The following is a 21221-nucleotide window of genomic DNA, read 5'->3' as shown; positions in this document are numbered from 1 at the left end:
TGACTTTTATATAAAAAATTAAGGATTTTATGGTCATGGTAATCTTATGTTTTCATAAGGCATATCCATGACCTTTTTATGTCCCTAGGGTCTATATATACCTTTATGAAAAATAAAGTATTATCATAAAGTAATATTCTTCAATCTGAAAGGTCGTGGTTTAGCCTTGTGTTTCACAAGGTTATTCATGACCTTTTGTTTTCTAAAAAGGAGGTTTCAACATTGAAAAAACTTTTAAATTACCTTTGGAAGTATAAACTTCTAATATTCATACCTACCCTATTCATGATTATGAATATAGTGTTAGATATGATAAATCCAATTCTTATGAAGGAGTTAGTTGATAAGGTCATTATAGGAAAAAATATGTCCTTACTTCTACAAATATCCTTTGGGTTAATACTAATTACCTTAAGTCGTGCCATCTTTGGATATTTTAAAGAATATATCTTTGATGTTATGTCTAGTAAGGTAAATGAAGACTTAAAGTATGATTTATTTAATCACATTCAAAGTCTACATTTTAAGTACTTTGATAATATGAACACTGGAGAACTAATGTCAAGAATAGGTGAAGATATAGATAATATCTGGAGAACTCTATCCTTTGGACTTAGGATATTCATTGAAAATATTATCTACTTTGTATTAGCTTCCGCATTCTTATTTTATTTAAATTGGAAACTAGCTTTAGCTTGTATATCCATAATGATTCCTATTGGCTTCTTAGCTCTAAGGTTAGAGAAAAAAGAAATGGAAGCCTATGATAAAATAAGCGACCATAATGCAGAGATGAATACAATAGCCCAAGAAAACATTGCTGGAGTTAGACTTGTTAAAGCTTTTGCAAGAGAAAAACATGAAATTTTAAAATTCCTTAAGATGAATAAGGTAAATCATAAGCTTAACATGGAACAAGCAAATATTTTGGGTAAATACTATCCCCCTATAGAGTTTCTAACAAACTTATCAATTGTAATTATGATTGCTCTTGGTGGATATTTTGTAATAAAAAAAGAAATGTCTATTGGTTCTCTTGTAGCATTTAACGGCTATATCTGGAACCTAATATGGCCTATGAGAATGCTTGGCTGGCTTACTAACATGCTAGCTCAAAATAAAGCTTCTTGTAATAAAATCCTAAAGATTTTTGGGACTAAACCAGACATCGATATTTCTAAATATTCTAAAGATAAAGAAAAAATTTCTGGAAATATCGAATTTAAAAATGTATCTTTCAAATATAACGAAGACCTTATATTAAAAAATATAAATCTTAAAATACCAGCTGGATCTAATGTTGCAATTATGGGTACTACAGGCTCTGGTAAATCTAGCTTAGTAGGATTAATAGGAAGATACTATGATGTTTGTGAAGGAGAGGTATTAGTTGATGGTATTAATGTTAAAGAATTAAACCTAAAAACTTTAAGAGGTTCTATGTCTATAGTTCCTCAAGATACATTCTTATTCTCAGACACCATATCTCAAAACATTAAATTTGGTAAGAGAGATGCCAGTGAGGAAGAAATCACAAAAGCCTGTGCTCTAGCATGTGCAACTGAATTTATAGATGAACTAGAAGAGGGTTATTCAACTATTGTAGGAGAGCGTGGTCTTGGGCTTTCTGGGGGGCAAAAGCAAAGATTATCTATAGCTCGTGCCTTAGTACGTGATTCTTCAATACTAATATTAGATGACTCCACATCTGCCTTAGATATGGAAACAGAATTTAAACTTCTTAAAAATCTTAATAACAACAAATCATCTAATACTACCTTTATAATAGCTCATAGAATATCTGCTGTTAAAAATGCTGATATCATACTATTCATGGAAAATGGAGAAATCGTAGAAAAAGGTACTCATGAAGAACTTCTAGCTATTGAAGGTAAATATTATGAAATCTATTGTGAACAGTTTAAAGATTTTAATTTAGATAATCTTACTAATAAGAAAAAGAAAAAAGAGGTGGTATAATGGCTAGAAACTCAGTAAGGCAGGATGAAACTTCAACTTATCATTCTAAGTCTTATATTATAAAAAGATTATTAGGGTATTTAAAACCCTACAGCTTTAGTGTATTTATTGTTATCTCTCTTATGGTTTTTGTAATGATATGTGGACTTTTAAACCCATATTTATTAAAAGTAGCTATTGATGAGAATATAAAAGATTCTAATACAAATGGTCTTGTATATATTGCTATCTTATTAGTAGGCTTAAACTTTCTAGGGATGATTGCATCTAAAAAAAGGATTATTCTTATGTCAGAAGTTACTAATAAAATTTTAGTAAGTATAAGAGATGAGCTTTATACTCATATACAAAAGCTTTCCTTCTCTTTCTTTGATAATAGACCTGTTGGAAAAATCCTTGCTCGTGTTATGGGGGATGTAAACTCTCTTCAAGAACTTTTTTCAACTTCTATAACAAGTTTAGTTCCTGAAGTTTTAAGTCTTCTTTGTGTAACTGTAATGATGTTTTCTATGAACTATAAATTAGCACTAGCTGCTATTATAATTCTTCCTCTATTATTTATATCTTTATTTACCATAGAAAAGTATGCTACTAAAAGATGGATGAATTATAGGCAAAAGCGTTCTAACCTTAATGCTTTTACTCATGAAGATTTTTCTGGAATTAAAGTAATTCAAAGCTTTGCCAATGAAAATAATACTTCAAAAAGCTTTAAAGAACTAATTCACGAAATGATGGATTCTTTTAATCATTGTGTTAAATTAAATGATTTATTTTGGCCACTAGTTGAACTTTCTTGGGGATTCGGCTCCGTTATAGTTTACTGGGTTGGTGCAAGACTTATAATAAAAGATGATATTTCTGTAGGTACCCTTATAGCCTTCTCTTGGTATATCACAATGTTCTGGAGACCTATAATGAATATATCAAACTTCTATAACACTCTAATAACAAACTTTGCTGCTGGAGAAAGAATTTTTGAAATAATGGATATAGATCCCGATATAGTAAATAGTGAAGTTGCAATTAATATGCCAGTTATTAAGGGTAATGTGGAATTTAAAAATGTAACCTTTGCTTATGATGAAACTCCTGTACTACACAACGTTAGTTTCAAAGTTAAACCTGGTGAAAGTATAGCCTTAGTGGGAGCTACTGGAGCTGGTAAAACTACAATTATAAATCTAATTAGTAGATTTTATGACTCCACTGAAGGAGACGTCTTAATAGATGGACTTGATGTTAAAAATGTGGATATATCATCTTTAAGAAGTCAGATGGGAATAATGCTTCAAGATACCTTCTTATTTTCTGCAACCATTAAAGAAAATATAAAGTATGGAAAGCTTAATGCTACAGATGATGAGGTAATAAAGGCTGCTAAGGCTGTAAATGCCCATGATTTTATAATGAATCTCGAAAAAGGATATGATACAGAAGTTAATGAACGTGGATCTAGACTTTCAGTTGGACAAAGACAGCTAATATCATTTGCTCGTGCATTACTTGCTGATCCTAGGATATTAATATTAGATGAAGCAACCTCTAATATAGATACCTACACAGAAATCCTTGTTCAAAAAGGAATAAATAAGTTATTGCATGGAAGAACTTCCTTCGTTATCGCTCATAGATTATCCACTATAAGAGATTGTGATAAGATAATGGTAATTGATAATGGAATTATATGTGAAGCTGGTTCTCATGATGAACTTATAAAACTTAAAGGAAAATACTATGATCTTTTCACTGCTCAATATAAATTCCTTAAGGAGGGAGCTTAAAATTGATACAATACAAGTATATATTAGATAATAATTTAAAAGGAAATATATGCTCTATGGTATTAAATAGCTTACCAAATTGGTTTGGCATAGAAGAATCAACTAAAGACTATATAAATAAAAGTAAAGATATGTTATTCTATGTCGCTTATGATGATAAAACTCCTGTGGGCTTTGTCTCAATAAAAGAAAATAATCCTTATACTGCTGAAATCTTCTGTATGGGAGTATTAGAAGAGTACCATAATAAAAAAATAGGTACCACATTACTAAAATATATTCACCATCATCTGCGGCGTAATGATTTCAAATTTCTCATGGTAAAGACCTTAGGTCCTTCTCATAAGGATCCTTACTATAAAAAAACACGAGGTTTTTATGAAAGTATAGGTTTTTCTCCCTTAGAAGAAATAAAAGAAATATGGGGAGAAAATTGCCCTTGTCTTATAATGGTTAAATCTCTTCATCATGAGGAAAATTCTTTATAATACCAACAAGAAAATAATTATCTATATAGGGTTTTCTCTCAAAATCTATTTTATATAACCATTGGCTTAATCTTAAAGAGATTAAATTAAGCTTAAAATCCTATATGAATTTTAAAACTTCTAGCTAATTAATATAACAGAGCCCTGCAATTTTAACAATTGTGGGGCTATAATTATATAACATAGATTTACTATTATCATTATTATGTTTATATTCTAGTAAACTTAAAGCTAAAAAAATCACCTTACCTCTCTAAGTTATTAACATTCACCTCTCCTATCTATAGATTTATCCACAAACTTCTAAGTTTCCCCTACTAACTTGTTGATAAACCTTCTCTTATTCTATATAAATTTTCTAATAAAAGTTACTTTATAGTAAAAGTAATAAAAGCTTAATCCTATAGTCTAACCTGATAATTTACATAAAATAATATAAGTATATCCCTTAGAAATAATCTTATATTATAAATTATATTAATTCTTAAATCAGGTATTGATTTTTATAATAATAATAGTATAATAGATTTCATATAACTAATTTTATTATGAATATAAGTTTTTAAAAACTATGAAGAGAAGAGTAAATATAAGATGTAATTCCTAGCGAATAAGGGATGGTGAAAGCCTTATAGTGAGCTTATATTGAAGAACATCTCAGAGTTTCTAACCGAAATCTTTTTAGAGAGTAGACTTAGACGGAATCTTCCCGTTATAGAAGAACAGCATTATTCGATGCTTGTAAGACGGTCATATTTTATTTATGACAAATTGGGTGGTACCGCGGAATATATACCTTTCGTCCCTTTATGTGGATGAGAGGTTTTTTTGTTTTTCTATAACTTATAAAACTAAACCCAATTAAAATAGAGATTTTCTTTAATGCTTAGTTATATAGTTCATTTTCAATTAGTATAAAAGTTTAATATTATTCAAGCCCTATAATAAGGCTGATTTTAATTTATATAAAGAAAATTTGAAAGGATGATTAACATGACAAAAGTTTCAATTAAAGAACTTTACAGAAACGGTGAAACTTATAATAACCAAAAAGTTTCAATATCTGGTTGGATAAGAACTCTTAGAGATTCTAAGACATTTGGTTTCATAGAACTAAATGATGGTACTTTCTTTAAAAATATTCAAATAGTTTTTGAAGATAAGTTAGAAAACTTTAAAGAAGTTGCAAAACTTCCTATAAGCTCTTCTTTAACAATAGAAGGTACTTTAGTACCAACTCCTGGTTCTAAGCAACCTTTTGAAATAAAGGCTGAGAATATAATAATAGAAGGATTATCCCATAGCGACTTTCCTCTTCAAAAGAAGAGACACACTTTTGAATATTTAAGAACTATAGCTCACTTAAGACCAAGAAGCAACGCCTTCTCTGCTGTTTTTAGAGTGCGTTCTGTGGCAGCCTATGCAATACACAAATTCTTCAATGAAAAAGGATTTGTATATACTCATACCCCAATAATAACTGGCTCTGACTGTGAGGGTGCTGGTGAAATGTTTAGAGTCACTACTCTAGACCTAAACAATGTACCTAAGACTGAAGACGGCTCAATAGATTTTAAGGGAGATTTCTTCGAAAAAGAATCTAACCTTACTGTTTCTGGTCAATTAAATGGTGAGTGTTTTGCTTTAGCATTTAAAAACATCTATACCTTTGGACCAACCTTTAGAGCTGAAAACTCAAATACTGCAAGACACGCAGCAGAGTTCTGGATGATAGAACCTGAAATATCATTCGCTGATCTTAAAGATGATATGAAGCTTGCTGAAGATATGTTAAGATATGTTATTAAGTACGTTATGGATGAATGTCCTGAAGAAATAGAGTTCTTTAACTCCTTCATAGACAAGGGATTAAAAGAAAGATTAAACCATGTTGTTTCTTCTGACTTTGGTAAGGTTACTTACACTGAAGCTGTAGAACTTCTTAAAAAAGCTGATAAAACCTTTGAATACCCTGTAGAATGGGGTTCTGACCTTCAAACTGAGCATGAAAGATATCTAACAGAAGAAGTGTTCAAAAAACCTGTATTTGTTACTGATTATCCAAAGGATATAAAAGCGTTCTATATGAGATTAAACGAAGATGGAAAGACTGTTGCAGCTATGGACTGTCTAGTTCCTGGAATCGGAGAAATCATTGGTGGAAGCCAAAGAGAAGAAAGATTAGATGTTCTTGAAAGTAGAATAGAAGAACTTGGATTAAGCAAAGAAGATTACTGGTGGTATTTAGAGCTTAGAAAATACGGCGGAACTAAACATGCTGGATTTGGTTTAGGCTTTGAAAGATTAATAATGTATATAACTGGTATGTCTAACATAAGAGACGTTATACCATTTCCAAGAACTACTGGAAACTTCGAATTTTAAGAAAGAAAAAGACTTGATATATTATCAAGTCTTTTTCTTTCTATTATTTTATATTTATATAGTAAATCTTAATATTTTTTAATTTTGTGCTTTTTATAATCCCTGATTAAAGCTCTTAAACTAAAAATAACTTTAATATTTATATCTTAAGAATTAATGACCAACAATATTACTCTCATTAAGCTTTTCAACAAATCTTTTACTTACCTTATTTAATGGTCCTTTAAAAATTAAACCAAATATAATAACTCCTAAGAGTATTAAACAAAGTATAATAATATCTTTTTGAAGTACACTCCATATTATTCCTCCTGTAGCCTCTCTCATAGCTTCAATAGCATAGGTAAATGGAAGATATGGATTTACCTTTTGGAAAAATGGTGGTGTTACTTGTATTGGGAAAGTACCGCCTGATGCTGCTACTTGTATAACAAGACCTATTATACCTAAAGCCTTACCTACATTTCCAAATACAGATACCATAGTGTAAATTATAAACATAAATACTATACTTATAAGTACTGAAAGTCCTATAAATTCTGGCTTATGAGCTGCATAGGTACCTAATAAATATATATCTCCAATAGATACACATAAAGCTTGTAGTACCCCTATTGTTGTAAATAACAGTGACTTTCCAAAATAAACTTCATAGGATTTAAAAGGTCCCTCTAAATCGCTAGGTACTTTAACTGATAATATAGATGATAATATAAGCCCTCCAACCCATAAAGCCAATACTGTATAGAATGGTGTCATTCCTGAACCATAGTTTGGAATATGGAAAAACTTATTTTCATTTAACTCCACAGGAGAAGCTATAAACTCCTTACCTTTTTCTGCATTTGTTTTTAATAAGTCTATAAGTTCTCCAATATCTATTTTTCCATTTAGTTCATCTATCTTTTCTTTAACCTTCTTTATAGCATCTTGTGCTTCTGGCAACTTATCCTTAATAACCTTTATTTTATCTTCCCCACCAGTTGTTAGTTTATCTACATTGCTTAATAAACTTTTAACTTCTGGTAGCTTGTTATTATCAACCCCTAATAACTCAATGGAGTTTAAGGATACATCATGTAGTTTATCCGCTACCCTATTTATTTCAGGAACAATTTTAGAATCATATTCTCCTAAAATATTATTTATACTATTTTGTATATCTTTTGTTAGATTAGTTATTGATTGTAGAATATCTTGCGCTGGTTTTTCTCCTCTATCTATAGCGGATATTCCCTTATCTATAGTAGCTATATATTTATCAACCTTATTTCTTACTCCCTCTAATCTTGCCTTTAAGTTGTTTAATACTTCACTATTAGATATATTTATCTTACCTACTATATTTATATTTGTATCTATAACAGACCTTATTATATTAGCTTTACTCTTAAGACTATTTAGTGCTGTTTTCATATCTTCTGGTGCTGTGGATTCAGATAATCCATTTGCTATAGCCTCCACACTAGTTGCTATACTATTTACATATCCTAAGTCATTCTTAATAACAGGAGCAATTTTATTTATATTTTCTTTTCCCTTACTAGTAAACTTTTCAAAATCTTTTGTTAAATCTGTTCCTTTGTTTAAGGTATCTTCAATTAAAGGCATTTGCTGATTTAAAGTCTTTATAAGATCTTGACCTGTTATTACTCCCTTTTCAGCTAAATCTACCTTCTCATATATTTCTGGAAATCTTTCATTTAATGTAGTAATTAAATTTTTATAGTCATTAAATTTAGGCTCATATTTGGCTAAATCCTCTCCTAATACATTAAATTCAGAAAGTATAGCTCCATTTACTGTTTTTACAAAGTTTTGTGATATTTGTTGTTGAACACTAGTTGCTCCCTTATCTGTTATTTTAGGAGCTATAGCATTAATTTTTTCATTTATATAATAATCTAATTTTGGTTTTTTAAATTCTCCACTTAATATAGATGTTATATCATTAGAAAAATCTTCTGGAATTATTATTGATGCGTAATACTTTCCCTTTTCTGTTCCCTTTATTGCCTCCTCTTCGTCAACAAAGGTCCATCCTATATTACGATTTTCTCTAAGAGATGATATAACCTCATACCCTACATTTATATTCTTATCTCTAACTGTTGCTCCCTTGTCCTTATTACTTACTGCAACTGATATTCCAAAAGTACTTCCATACGGATCCCATGAAGCTTCTATATTAAACCAAGCATAAAGAGAAGGCAAAAATATAAGTGCTAAAACAACTATTAAAGCTATAGGATTTGTAACTATACTCTTTATATCCCTTTTGTAAATTCTAAAAATATTTTTCATTAGTGTCACCCTTTTATTTTTTTAAATTTTATTAAACAATTCACAGTTTATTTATACTAGTCAGTTCAATTCATATAAATAATTTATATAATTTGATGATTAATGTCAAATTAGCACACCTTCTTAACTAGAAACTACATCTACTGTAAACATTTATAATTAGATTTTACTTAATATAACTACCTATTGTTATTACCCTTATTATTAGAAAAAAACCTAGTTATTTATACTGAAAATTAAAGAATAGAACATTAGTTATGTTCTATTCTTTAAAAGTTATATATTTAACCTTATTTTTACCACTATTTTTGGCCTCATATAGTTTTTTATCAGCTTCATTTATTAAAGTATTTATATCAATTTCCTTATTAAAGTTATATGCTAATCCAATACTTAAGGTACAACTAATACCAAGTTCTTCTATCCTAAGTTTTTCTTGTACCTCATCTCTTATTTCTTCAGCTTTACTTAAAGCTTCCTGAAAAGAAATACCTTTTTGTACCAATAAAAACTCTTCTCCTCCATATCTTATAAAAAAGTCTTTGTAGCTTATTATTGATTTAGTTATATGTACTAATTTAAGTAATACATCATCACCTATTAAATGACCATAGGTATCATTTATATTCTTAAAATTATCTATATCCATAATTATTATACCTTGGCTATAATCTATTGTACTTAGCTTTATCTCTTCTTCTAGATATCTCCTGTTATAAATCTTTGTTAAAGGGTCAGTAACCATCATTCCTTTAAGCTGTTGTCTAAATCTAAAGTTTGATAGACATATACCAATGGTTTCTGCCATGGATGATATAATTATATTAAAACTATTATCCATTTTATCTAAATCAAAAGTTAAAAGCCCAAAGGTTCTTCCTCCATCGTATAATGGTATACAAATATGGTTTTTTTTCTTCTTATCTACATGATTGCATAAGGGTATGGTCCCATCATTATAATAAATCTTTCCTGTCCTCATTGCCCAGCATTGATATTTATGTAAATCACCTATGTAATCCCTTTCTCCCCATGATATCACACATTCATACTCTTCCTCTTTCTTTATATATAGTCCTCCCTCTGGATTTAATATAATCTTTTTAACATACATATGTATTATTCTATGAACCTCTTCTTCACTTACAGCTTTTTGAATTAAATTACTCATCTCTCTTAAGATTATACTTTTCTCATGATTGTCCTGAAGCTCTCCTATACTTTCTTCTATAATTTTATCCCTATTAAGTATGACTCCCTTAAGTTCATTGTTCTTGCTTATTAATCCATTGGAATATTCCTTAACCTTTATTAAAAGTTCATCAAAATAATAGGTTAAGCTTTTTACCTCATCATCCTCGTATATGTCTTCTTTTAGCTTTACCTTATGTTCTTTTAAAAGATAATCTTTCATCTCATCTCTAAGTCTTATAACTGGCTTTCTAGTTATATTAAATATATAAAAAATAAACATGATCGTCATAATATAAAATATAATAAATATAAAAATTATATAGATTAAATAATCATTTAGTCTTGATTTTACTATGTATCCTTCTGATACTGTTGTTGCAATTATCCAATTAAATCCTTCTATATATTCAAAGCTACATAACCTTTCATCATATTTTTTAACTTTCTTTATATCAGAGGTATATTTTATTTTCCCACTCTTTTTCTCTATGATTTCCCTTACATAATATTTACCTTCTTTATCACTTATATCTAATATATTATTTCTACTCATAAATGGATGAACAATTACATTTCCCTCATCATCTATTAAAAAACTATACTCATATTCATAGGAATTTTTTAATATATTATCCCTTATATCTTCCTTAACATAACTTTTTATGGTCTCCTTATTTATAGAGGTTATTACGATTAAATCCCAAGGTGTAAAATATGATATATAATAAGCATTTTCACTATCATCCGTATAATATTGATTTTCCTTCTCTGCTCTATCCCAAAGCTTATTAAAATCTATATCTATATCAGTTAGCCCTCTATTATTAAGACTATTTCCATTTCTATCAACTATGTAAACTTGTTCTGATGAATTAAGCTTATTTCTGTGGATTAGTATATCCATAGTATCCTTCTTAGATATACCCTTTCTGTAATTAACATCTAACAAAGAATAAAAAGCTTCATTATTACCTCTCAAATAATTTAAGGAAGAATTTTTTAGTATATCCTTTAAATTATCCTTAATAATATTAGTTTTATCATAGGCATTTTCTACAAGCTTTTTTTCCATAGTATTATAAGCAATAACATAAAATATAGAGGATATTAGTATAAATATTAAAGATATTAGTACTGTGTAATATATAAGTATTTTCTTCCTACTAGATAAAACTTTTCTTCTCATAAACTCCTCCCCCAGTTATTTTATTAAGATAATTATATACAAAGAATTTACTTAGTATTATTATCTCTTTTTTCATAAGCTATTATAAAATTTTAAGCATATTTTTTTACTAATTCCCTATTATATTAGTTAAATATTATATAAAAAATCCATCTCTTATAGGATTTTAAGTTTTAAAGTTAATTTATCCACCTGGCTAAAGCAAGACAAGTCAATGGTATTTTTAATGAACAAGTTAAGGATTTATATTAAAACTCTATAAAATATAATAACTACAAAAAATAAATGGGATGGTTACAACACCACCCCATTTAATATTACTTATTACAACATCCCTTAACACTCTTTTTTACTAAATAGTATAAAGTTCTAACTCCAACTCCTGTACCACCCTTTGTTAAGTAGTTGTTATCCTTATCTTCCCAAGCTGTACCTGCTATATCAAGATGTAACCAAGGCTTATCTTGAACAAACTCTCCTATGAATAGTCCAGCAGTTATAGTACCACCAAATCTACCACCTATATTCTTAAGGTCAGCTATGTCAGATTTTATAAGTTCTTTATATTCATCAAAGGCTGGAAGCTCCCAAACCTTTTCTCCTGAAATGTCTGATGCTTTTTGAAGTTCTCCATAGAATTCATGATTATTTGTTACAACCCCTGTAGCAGTTCTTCCAAGCGCCATAACAACAGCTCCTGTTAAAGTAGCCACATCTATAACCTTAGATGCTTTTTCTTTCTCTATTACATAATGAACTGCATCTACAAGAGTTAATCTTCCTTCTGCATCTGTGTTTAATACCTCTATAGTTTTTCCTCCCATAGATGATATTATATCTCCTGGCTTATATGCATTTCCTGATATTAGGTTCTCACAAGCCGCAACTACTGCAACCACATTAGCTTTTATCTTCATCTTAGCTATAGCACTCATAGCACCTATAACCGCTGCTGCTCCACCCATATCACTCTTCATTGTAACCATTCCATCAGTTGGCTTTATTGAATATCCACCTGAATCATAAGTTAAGCCTTTTCCTACTAGTCCTAATATATTATTCTTATTATCCTCATCTCCAAAGTATCTCATAACTATGAATCTTGGAGGATTTTCTGATCCCTTAGCAACTTCCATAAAGGCTTTCATACCTAATTCATTTATCTTATTTTCGTCAAAGACTTCAACTTGGAAGCCTGAATCCTTACCTAACTTTTCTACTTCTTTAGCTAAAGTTTCTGGATACATAAAATTAGCTGGTTCATTAACTAAATCTCTTGCTATTAAAGTTCCATCAACAAGTACATTAGCTTCCTCTAATGCCATTTCAGCCTTTTTCATGTCCTCTTCAGCTATACCTGCTATAACTATATCTTTTAAAGTAGCTTCTTTTCTATCACTCTTAAACTTATCAAACTTATAGTTTGCAAGAGTTAAGCCTTCTACTATTCCTTTTAAGGTTCTCTTTGTACAAACTGAATCTACCTTAAAGAACTTAACTGCTACAGCTGAAGCTTTTAATTCATTAACCTTTTTTAAAGCTTTAGAATAAGCAATTCTTATTTTATCTGAAGTCAATTCTCCTTGTTTTCCAAGACCTAATAATACTATTTGTTTAAGTATATCTCCTCTTTCTTTAGTAAAGAAGAAAGTTTCACCAAATCCACCTTTAAACTGTCCTTTATTCTTAAAATTCTCTATTATTGAACTGATATCTTCGCATACATAGCTAAGATCTCTATCCTCAAACACAGGTATAACAACTGTTTCCACATCTCCACATGCTGTACTTTGAAGTTTAATATTCATATCTATATACCCCCTCGTTGTATACTTTTATTTTTAGTATATATTATTTTTCTGTAATTTCCAATAGGTAAAACAATTATTACTTAAAAGTATTTAATCATTAATTTCTATTATTTTAGAACTTTTTATTGAACTCCAAGATTTATTTACAAAAGCTGCACAGGTTAATGTAAGAACTACTGCTACAATTATTAATCTAATAATTTTTTTATTTTTCATGAGGCTTTCTTCCTTAAACTTCTATAATTATGTTTCCAAAAATCCACATAATTATTACTTTAAAGAGAACTTTTTATTATTCTATATATAAAGAAACTTCCCCACTACTTAAAGTTTTTTTAATATCTATTACTCTTTGATTAGAAGATCCTCTATATTTAAGCCCTTCTACTTGATTTTCCTCGCAAAACCTACCATCTATTAGCACATCTATATTATAAAGCAGCTCTTTTATATTATTATCTTCCTCTACCTTATCCATTAAGGCTTCAAAGGTATATCCTGTATAACACCATATGCTAAGATTAAGCTCCCTAAACTTTTTTGCCATATAAGAAAACTTATCTGCTTGCTCCATAGGATCTCCTCCACTAAAGGTAATCCCGCTTATTATAGGATTTATCCTAACATCTTCTATTAGTTTATCCATGAGGAATTCTTCTCCTCCATAAAAGCTATGAGTTTCTTTATTAAAACATCCCTTACAATTATGGGTACAACCTTGAGAAAAAAATACTCTTCTTATCCCTGGTCCATTTACTAAACTTTCATGTATCATCCCTGATAATCTTATTTTTCCGTCCATAATTTCATCCCCTATTTATAATAATTTCTTTTATTTTCATATCTTATATATCTAAAAAACAATCATTAAATAGCACAAGCTATTTAATGATTGCTTTCTTTATTAATTACAATCTTTATATCCTAGTTTATTATTTGTATGAGTTAATCTATCTTTTCTTTCGTCATATTTACCTGGTCCAAATCTTTCATCTAAGCTTAAGTACCCTGTAACTCTAGATACTCCTTGTATATCACTACTTCCACATTTAGAACACTTACTTTCTCCACTCTGAAGATAAGTTCCACAACTTCTGCAATATCTTATATGGAAGTTTATTCCTAGGTAACTTATATTTGTGTTCTTATATGCATAATCTAATATAGACATTATAGCTTCTCCAGTAGGGCAATCATCAACTTCTAAGTAACTTATATGACCTGCATTACAAAGCTTATGGTAAGGTGCTTCTATATCTATCTTATCTTTTATGGATATAGAATACCCCACTGGTATGTGGTATGAGTTTGTGTAGTAGTTCTTATCTGTAACTCCCTTTATCTCTCCAAATACCTTCCTATCTTGCACTATAAACTTTCCACTAAGTCCTTCTGCTGGAGTTGCATAAGTACTCCAATTTAACTTTGTTTCTTTTGCTAATCTATCTGTATAATCTCTCATAAAGCTTACTATTTCGATTCCAAGCTTTCTTGATTCTTCTGACTCCCCATGATGCTTACCAGTTAAGGATATTAATGTTTCAGTAAGTCCTATAAAACCTATACCCCAGCTTCCCTGTTTTAATATTGGTTCTATAGAATCTTCTTCCTTTAATCCTTCTGACCCCTTCATAAGACCTTGACCTGCAACAAAAGGTAGATCTTTTACTCTTAGGTTTTTTAAAACCCCATATCTATGAAGTAAGGCTTCCTTTGTAAGCTCCAATCTGTTTTGAAGGAGGGTAAAGAATTTATCTATATCTCCCTTAGAAAGTATACCAAGTCTTGGTAAGTTTATTGTTGATGGAGCTATATTTCCTCTTCCTTTTGTTCCTGGTTCTCCATTTATATTAGACATTAGGTAAGTTCTGCATCCCATAGTTGCAGGCATATAACCCTTATCATAATATTCTTTATTAAAATCTGCATCTATATTCATAAATGTAGGATTCATTCTCTTAGCTGCTACCCTACAAGCTAATTCATATAAGTAGTAATAAGGATCTCTTTTATCCCTATTTACTCCTTCTTTAACCCTAAATATTATGTTAGGGAATATTGGCTGTTCACCCTTACCAAGTCCTTTTTCATATTCTAAAAGAAAAATCTCGCATAAAAGAGCTGCATCTTTGCTATGAGGTATTCCTATATTTACTGAACTAAATGGAACTTGAGATCCTGCTCTTGAGTGCATAGTATTTAAGTTATAAACTATACCCTGCATAGCTTGGTGTACCCTTTTTCTAAGTCTAGTTTCAACTAAATCCTCTAATCTATCGTCCCCTATAGAAAGTTCTAAAAGCTCTTCTCTTATCTCTTGCCTTGTTGGTTCTATAAAGCACCCTAAATCATTATCAAAGTCTGGATGAGCCTGCCCTCCAAACATATCATTTTGAGTGGATTGAAGAAGTATACATGAAAGTTCTGCAGCTGTCTCTATCCTTCTTGGCTTCATTATAGTACCATATCCTGTATTAAATCCTCTTTCTAGGATTTCTTTAGTTGGTATATGAAGACAATTTGTAGTTAAGTTATAACTATCTAAATCATGATAATAAACATCTCCATTTTCATGTGCCCTAGCTAAATGCTTAGGCATAGATCCGAGATTATACCACTTATTAGACTCACTAGCTATTCTTAATAGCTTAGAACTAAAGTTATTTCCTACATTTGCATTATCTCTATCAGTTTCTTCTCCAATTTTTCCTATGGCCTTCATTAAATCAGATTTTATCTCACGAACCTTATTTCTTTCTCTTCTATAGCTAGAGTATGCTTGAGCTATACTTGTTAATCCTTGTTCTTTTAAACCCTTTTCTACTAAGTTTTGAATTTTTTCTACTGATATATCATCTATACCTTCATCTTCTATGTACTTAATTACCTTTTTGGTAATATCCATCATTTCACTCTCTTTAAGTGAGTCCCCTATTTCCTCTGCTGCACCCTTTACAGCCTCAGTAATTTTAAGGAAATTGAACTCAACCCTTCTACCATCACGCTTCACAACATATAGCATATATTCGCCCTCCAATGTACTATATCTAGTACTATTCATACCGACTTATTATAAATCATAGAATTTTTATTGGCAATTTTAATTTTAAGTTTCTTTTTTTATCTATGCATAATAAACAATTATTCCTTATATTTTTAAGGTTTTTTAACTGTTTTCTTATGTTGACAAAACAAATAATTTCATTTGTACGAATTAACCTAATATCTACTTAATATAAATTAGTAATATGAATTTCATAGTTAAATTCTATAGGAGGCTTATATATGAAAAAGTTATGTTTTATTACACTATTCCTTGTATTTTTATTATCTTCAATATCCTGTACCACTAAAGTACAGACACCTAAAGAAGATGAAATAGAAATTGCTAATACTGAACCTGTAGCATCCCAGTTAACTTCTCCCTACACTGGGGAAACTTTAAAGTCTAATATCTATACAAATACAGCCTTTATGGCAATAATAGAAAACTCTAAATCCTCGAGACCTCAATCTGGTCTTAATGAAGCTGATATAGTATTTGAAACATTAGCTGAAGGGGGAATACCTAGGTTCATTGCTCTATTTCATAAAAATTCACCTAATGTTATTGGTCCTATTAGGAGTGTAAGACCTTATTTTATAGATATAGCTAAAGATTTTAATATTCCTTTCGCCCATTGTGGTGGTTCTACTGAAGGTCTTAATATTATAAAAAATGAATCTCTTATGTCACTTAATGAAATGCAAAATGGAAAATACTATTGGAGAGATAAGAAAAGAAAGGCTCCTCATAACCTATATACCTCTGCTTCTAAACTTAGGGATTTAATTGATAATAAAAACTTTTCTCCCTCAATGAAAAGCTTTCTTGTTTTTGATAATAAATATTGGGATAATAATTCATTAGAAAATGCTTCTTCAATAAAAATAAAAGTAAGTCCTTCTTATACTACATCTTATAATTTTACAAATAACTCTTATACAAAGTATATAGATGGAAATGAACTTATAGATAAGGAAGATAGCTCCCCCATTTCATTTGATAATATAGTAATCCAACTTACTTCTATAAAACTTAGCAATGATAATCTTCATGTAAACATAGATCTCTCTTCAACTGGTCCATGCTATGTGTTTTCTAAGGGTAAGATAAAAAAAGGAATATGGGTAAAAGACTCCTTATCAAATACTATTTTAATAGATGATAAAGGTAATCCTATCCCCTTATCTAGTGGAAAGACCTGGTGGAACATATTTGATAGTGATTCTACTATTAATATAGAAAATTAACCTGTTGTACTTATTAACTCTTAGAATAAACGCTGATTTTAATCTTAAGTACTATAGTAAAAAAACCATCTATAAAAGCTATAGAGTTTTAAGTTTTAAAGTTAATTTATCCATCTGGCTAAAGCAAGACAAGGCAATGATATTTTTAATGGATAAGTTAAGGACTTATATTAAAATCCTATAATTTTGATAATATAAATTAACTAACATAATAAGTTAGTTAGTTAATTACATCTTTTATATAATAAAAAAATAACTAGTCAATATGACAATCCATTTTATGTTATAAGATTAAATGATACTACTATGATAACATCTATCTTATCTTACATAAAATAATCACCATAATTTTGACTAGTTATTTTTTATGAATAAGTTAATGGTTTATATTCTAATCTATACTTTCTCTATACTTACTATATCTTTATACTTAGGAAGCTCATTTATTATATCATTATAATCTTTATTTACATTTAACTCTAAGCAATACTCCGTATCTATAATCCCATTTGAGTCAGCTTGTCCAACACCGTAACCTATACTAAGAATCTTAATATTATTCTTCTTAAAGAAGTTTAATATGGTATCATTTATATCTTCAGTCATGTTATGATATATTCTAATTCTTACTTCATCATATACTGTCATATATCTTCTTTCAAACTTCTTAAGACTTACAAGGACTATAAACACTATTAAAGTAACGCTTATAGTTAAAAAATAATATCCCATACCTACTCCAAGACCAATGCAAGCCACCACCCATAATGATGCTGCTGTAGTTAATCCCTTTACTTCTCCCTTGTCTCTAAGTATGGTTCCTGCTCCTAGAAATCCTACCCCAGTTATTACTTGTGCTCCTAGCCTTCCCATATCTACCTTTATAACGTTAGAAAGACTTGGATCCCTCTCTATAAACCCTAATGCCTCATAGAAAGAATAACTTTGAATAAGTGATACTATACAAGCTCCCAAACATACTAATATATGAGTTCTAAATCCAGCTGGCCTATTTTTATACTCTCTTTCATATCCTATTAATCCGCCTATAACAACAGCCATGATAATTCTAATTAAGGTTTCATATCTATTCATATATCTCATCCTTTAAGTTTATTATAAAACTGACTTTTTTCTTTTTTTACTGCAATACATCTTTTTATCTATTTCTTCCATAATCTTATTTACGCTTTTGTAATTCTTATTATGAATTAATGAAATCCCATAGCTAAATCCTATATTAAATTTTAATTTTCTCTTTGCTAAATTTTCTTCTAATTTTTTAAGCTTAGCTTCCCCTTCTATAGTTTTTTGTTTTTTAAATATAAGAACAAACTCATCTCCTGCTATTCTCCCACATATATCTTCATATGTTATTACTTCCTTAAGGGTTCTTGAAAAAAATTTTAGTGCCGAATCTCCTGTATTATGTCCAAAGGTATCATTTATACCTTTAAAATCATCAATATCCATCATAGCTATGGAAAAGAAAGACTCATCATCCTTAACCTTTTGTATTTCTTCTTCTAAAAAGCCCTCTATACTTCTCCTATTATAAAGCCCTGTAAGGGGATCAATAGACGCTATGTTTTTCCACCTTTCTTTAATTAAGAAGTTTTTAATTGCCAGTTCTAGCTCTAGTTTTATATAGTACATTATATCTATATCAGAATCATCAAAGATTACACATTCATCATTGTAAATGTTATCAATATTTATAATGCCTTTAACCTTTCCCTCTAAGGTTATGGGCATACTTAAAACCCTCCTAACTAATAATGAAGCATCATATTTAATTAACTTATCATACCTATCTTTATTCATATACAACATATTTAGTTCATTGGGATTATTAATTATGGCTGGTCCTGAAAAACCATTATATCTAAATAGTAAAATTTCATCCCTAGGAATCTTTATATTTTTTAACTCATCACTGAAACCTTTTATGGCTCTAAAATTAAAGTTACCTTCCTCATCCTCAATTAATATTGACCCTCTATCTGTTTTATCTATACACTTTGTTACCCCATCAAGTATTAAATCATATATATCATTTTCATTATCTATACTAGGTATATCATCCATAATTTTATGTAAATCTTTTCTGATCTTATCTCTTTTATCAACTATAAGTTTTAATTTTTTTATCCTTATTTTTTGCATAAATATTATAACTATTAAGGAAACTATTAATAGAAACATTATTAGTTGGGTAAATCTCATGGAAGGACCTCCATACATAAATTTAGTAATTATACTATACCATCATTATAAATTTTTTCATAGTTAACAAATTATCATAACTGATAACCCTATCACTATTGATATAGTTGTCAGTTATGATATAATTTTATTAATAACTAATCTAGGATTTTATCCTCTCACGCCCCTAAAATATGATTCAACTAAAGAATTTACAGGAATAGAGGTAAAATCATAGATAATAATAAAAGTCAGGGGGCTTAAAAATTGGAAAAAATAGCTTTAATATGTGATAGTTCTTGTGATATTCCTAAAGATTTATTAGAGAAGTATAATATTAATCTATTATCATTTAGAATAATTTATAAGGATAGAGAATTTAGAGACGGAGTAGAAATATCTCCAAAAGAGGTTTATGACAATATTACAAATGAATTACCTACAACCTCCCTACCTTCTATTAAGGATATGGACGATACCTTTAATAGAATCTCAGAGGAAGGTTATACTCATGCTATAGTAATATCTATTTCTAGTGGCTTATCAGGTACCTTCAATGCCTTAAATCTAGTAGCTGAAAATTATCCTAACTTAAAGATTCACATATATGATTCTAAGTTTTTAACAATGGCTACTGGAACAATAGGCATAAGATGTGCAGAACTTATAGCTAAAGGTTGTAGCTTTGATGAAATTATAGAAACATTACCTAAGATTCGTGAAAAACTATCAGTACATTATGTAATAGACACCCTTGAATACTTAAAGAAGGGTGGAAGAATAGGTAAGGTAGCTGGTACTATAGGTGAACTTTTAAATATAAAACCTATAATATTAATAAATGATCAAGGAGTTTATGAAACTGCAGCTAAGGGTCGTGGAAAAAAACAAGCATTATCTAAACTTCTTGATATAGTAAAATCAAATACTGTTAAAGGTCCTTGTAACATAGGTATCATGCACGGTGGAGCTTTTGAAGAAGCTAAAAAACTCCTTGAACAAGTTAAAAACCTTCCAAATGTATTAACAACTTATTTTGGTGAAATCAGTCCTTCTCTTGGTGTTCATACTGGTCCTGGTCTTGTAGGAGTAGTTATAGAAAGGGAATTCTAAGGACATGGATAAGTATTCATTTGATGATTCAGAACTTCAATTAGAAGAAAAAAAGTTATATGAGGAATACAAGTCAAAACTTAAAGAACTAAAAAAAATTCAAAAAGAAAAAGAGGCAGTAGGTCAAGTGTTTACTAAAGGTCTACTTCCTATATATGTTATGTATATATTAAGTTTAGGTGCAACCAATGGTAATGATATTTCTCATAAAATAGGTGAAAATACCAAAGGGCTTTGGGTTCCTAGTACTGGTGGCATATATCCCATACTAAAAAAATTTGAAAAAGATGATTTAGTAGTTGGTAACTGGGATAACCCTAAAAAAAAGTTCCAGAAGATATATACCTTAACCCCTGCTGGATTCGAGGAGTTTCATAAAAGAAAACATCTTTTAAAAAATAGAATTGAGGAAGCTCTTAAGGTTTTTAATATAATATTTAATGACTTATATGAAGAATAAAAGAAGCTCAGGATATCT

Annotated in this window: 15 protein-coding genes and 1 other annotated feature; of the genes, 7 read left to right on the top strand and 8 right to left on the bottom strand. The window is 29.4% G+C overall.

Annotated elements, in window-relative coordinates:
• Window positions 1-222: 222 nt before the first annotated feature.
• From BR69_RS0106985 to asnS, 4 genes are all read left to right on the top strand, one after another.
• On the top strand, window positions 223-1980 hold the full coding sequence (locus tag BR69_RS0106985) for an ABC transporter ATP-binding protein (RefSeq protein ID WP_027632548.1): 1758 nt from the start codon (window positions 223-225) through the stop codon (window positions 1978-1980).
• Window positions 1980-3764, top strand: a complete 1785-nt coding sequence (locus tag BR69_RS0106980) for an ABC transporter ATP-binding protein (protein WP_027632547.1) — start codon at window positions 1980-1982, stop codon at window positions 3762-3764. The genes BR69_RS0106985 and BR69_RS0106980 overlap by 1 nt, the downstream gene beginning before the upstream one ends.
• A 2-nt stretch (window positions 3765-3766) precedes the next feature.
• On the top strand, window positions 3767-4252 hold the full coding sequence (locus BR69_RS0106975) for a GNAT family N-acetyltransferase (RefSeq protein WP_027632546.1): 486 nt from the start codon (window positions 3767-3769) through the stop codon (window positions 4250-4252).
• A 562-nt stretch (window positions 4253-4814) separates the two neighbouring features.
• Window positions 4815-5062 (top strand) — a binding site (T-box leader).
• 183 nt (window positions 5063-5245) lie between these two features.
• Window positions 5246-6637 (top strand): asparagine--tRNA ligase, encoded by a 1392-nt coding sequence (gene asnS / locus BR69_RS0106970; RefSeq protein ID WP_027632545.1) that lies wholly within the window; start codon window positions 5246-5248, stop codon window positions 6635-6637.
• Between the two features lie 153 nt (window positions 6638-6790).
• Here asnS and BR69_RS0106965 read toward each other — a convergent pair whose 3' ends face one another.
• The 6 genes from BR69_RS0106965 to nrdD form a co-directional block, all read right to left on the bottom strand.
• On the bottom strand, window positions 6791-8941 hold the full coding sequence (locus tag BR69_RS0106965; protein WP_027632544.1) for a YhgE/Pip domain-containing protein: 2151 nt from the start codon (window positions 8939-8941) through the stop codon (window positions 6791-6793).
• Window positions 8942-9203: 262 nt separating this feature from the next.
• The gene (locus tag BR69_RS0106960) at window positions 9204-11321 is read right to left on the bottom strand and encodes a sensor domain-containing diguanylate cyclase (protein ID WP_027632543.1); all 2118 of its coding nucleotides are present in this window, start codon (window positions 11319-11321) and stop codon (window positions 9204-9206) included.
• Window positions 11322-11638: 317 nt separating this feature from the next.
• Entirely contained in the window at window positions 11639-13129 is a 1491-nt protein-coding gene (locus BR69_RS0106955) for a leucyl aminopeptidase (protein ID WP_027632542.1), read from the bottom strand.
• A 93-nt stretch (window positions 13130-13222) separates the two neighbouring features.
• Window positions 13223-13348, bottom strand: a complete 126-nt coding sequence (locus BR69_RS22280) for a hypothetical protein (RefSeq protein WP_278246087.1) — start codon at window positions 13346-13348, stop codon at window positions 13223-13225.
• A 76-nt stretch (window positions 13349-13424) separates the two neighbouring features.
• Window positions 13425-13934, bottom strand: coding sequence for an anaerobic ribonucleoside-triphosphate reductase activating protein (gene nrdG / locus BR69_RS0106945; RefSeq protein WP_027632541.1), 510 nt, complete (start codon window positions 13932-13934; stop codon window positions 13425-13427).
• 102 nt (window positions 13935-14036) lie between these two features.
• Window positions 14037-16154, bottom strand: a complete 2118-nt coding sequence (gene nrdD / locus BR69_RS0106940) for an anaerobic ribonucleoside-triphosphate reductase (protein ID WP_027632540.1) — start codon at window positions 16152-16154, stop codon at window positions 14037-14039.
• A gap of 263 nt (window positions 16155-16417) precedes the next feature.
• Between nrdD and BR69_RS0106935 the strand changes: the two genes are divergently transcribed.
• Window positions 16418-17425 carry a DUF3048 domain-containing protein gene (locus BR69_RS0106935; RefSeq protein WP_027632539.1) on the top strand — a complete coding sequence of 336 codons (1008 nt, stop codon included), beginning with the start codon at window positions 16418-16420 and terminating at the stop codon, window positions 17423-17425.
• Between the two features lie 396 nt (window positions 17426-17821).
• On the opposite strand, the gene BR69_RS0106930 is transcribed toward BR69_RS0106935, so the two are convergent.
• Together BR69_RS0106930 and BR69_RS0106925 are read right to left on the bottom strand one after the other, a co-directional pair.
• Window positions 17822-18520 (bottom strand): MgtC/SapB family protein, encoded by a 699-nt coding sequence (locus tag BR69_RS0106930; protein ID WP_027632538.1) that lies wholly within the window; start codon window positions 18518-18520, stop codon window positions 17822-17824.
• A 21-nt stretch (window positions 18521-18541) separates the two neighbouring features.
• A complete protein-coding gene (locus BR69_RS0106925) occupies window positions 18542-19651 on the bottom strand; it encodes a sensor domain-containing diguanylate cyclase (RefSeq protein ID WP_027632537.1) in 1110 nt (369 codons plus the stop codon).
• A gap of 246 nt (window positions 19652-19897) precedes the next feature.
• Between BR69_RS0106925 and BR69_RS0106920 the strand changes: the two genes are divergently transcribed.
• Together BR69_RS0106920 and BR69_RS0106915 are read left to right on the top strand one after the other, a co-directional pair.
• Window positions 19898-20743, top strand: a complete 846-nt coding sequence (locus BR69_RS0106920; protein ID WP_027632536.1) for a DegV family protein — start codon at window positions 19898-19900, stop codon at window positions 20741-20743.
• Window positions 20744-20747: 4 nt separating this feature from the next.
• Window positions 20748-21203, top strand: a complete 456-nt coding sequence (locus tag BR69_RS0106915; protein ID WP_027632535.1) for a PadR family transcriptional regulator — start codon at window positions 20748-20750, stop codon at window positions 21201-21203.
• Window positions 21204-21221 lie beyond the last annotated feature (18 nt).

Origin of the sequence: Clostridium hydrogeniformans DSM 21757 (assembly GCF_000686705.1) — a bacterium.
GTDB lineage: Bacteria > Bacillota > Clostridia > Clostridiales > Clostridiaceae > Clostridium_Z > Clostridium_Z hydrogeniformans.
Note: the sequence above shows the minus strand (reverse complement) of the source record. Positions and strands in the feature narration are given on the sequence as shown.

Excerpts from the sequence above, each read along its gene's own strand:
- BR69_RS0106925 (WP_027632537.1), bottom strand. The coding sequence starts at position 19,651 with ATGAGATTTACCCAACTAATAATGTTTCTATTAATAGTTTCCTTAATA.
- BR69_RS0106955 (WP_027632542.1), bottom strand. The coding sequence starts at position 13,129 with ATGAATATTAAACTTCAAAGTACAGCATGTGGAGATGTGGAAACAGTT.
- asnS (WP_027632545.1), top strand. The coding sequence starts at position 5,246 with ATGACAAAAGTTTCAATTAAAGAACTTTACAGAAACGGTGAAACTTAT.
- BR69_RS0106965 (WP_027632544.1), bottom strand. The coding sequence starts at position 8,941 with ATGAAAAATATTTTTAGAATTTACAAAAGGGATATAAAGAGTATAGTT.
- BR69_RS0106980 (WP_027632547.1), top strand. The coding sequence starts at position 1,980 with ATGGCTAGAAACTCAGTAAGGCAGGATGAAACTTCAACTTATCATTCT.
- BR69_RS22280 (WP_278246087.1), bottom strand. The coding sequence starts at position 13,348 with ATGAAAAATAAAAAAATTATTAGATTAATAATTGTAGCAGTAGTTCTT.
- BR69_RS0106930 (WP_027632538.1), bottom strand. The coding sequence starts at position 18,520 with ATGAATAGATATGAAACCTTAATTAGAATTATCATGGCTGTTGTTATA.
- nrdD (WP_027632540.1), bottom strand. The coding sequence starts at position 16,154 with ATGCTATATGTTGTGAAGCGTGATGGTAGAAGGGTTGAGTTCAATTTC.
- BR69_RS0106960 (WP_027632543.1), bottom strand. The coding sequence starts at position 11,321 with ATGAGAAGAAAAGTTTTATCTAGTAGGAAGAAAATACTTATATATTAC.
- nrdG (WP_027632541.1), bottom strand. The coding sequence starts at position 13,934 with ATGGACGGAAAAATAAGATTATCAGGGATGATACATGAAAGTTTAGTA.
- BR69_RS0106935 (WP_027632539.1), top strand. The coding sequence starts at position 16,418 with ATGAAAAAGTTATGTTTTATTACACTATTCCTTGTATTTTTATTATCT.
- BR69_RS0106915 (WP_027632535.1), top strand. The coding sequence starts at position 20,748 with ATGGATAAGTATTCATTTGATGATTCAGAACTTCAATTAGAAGAAAAA.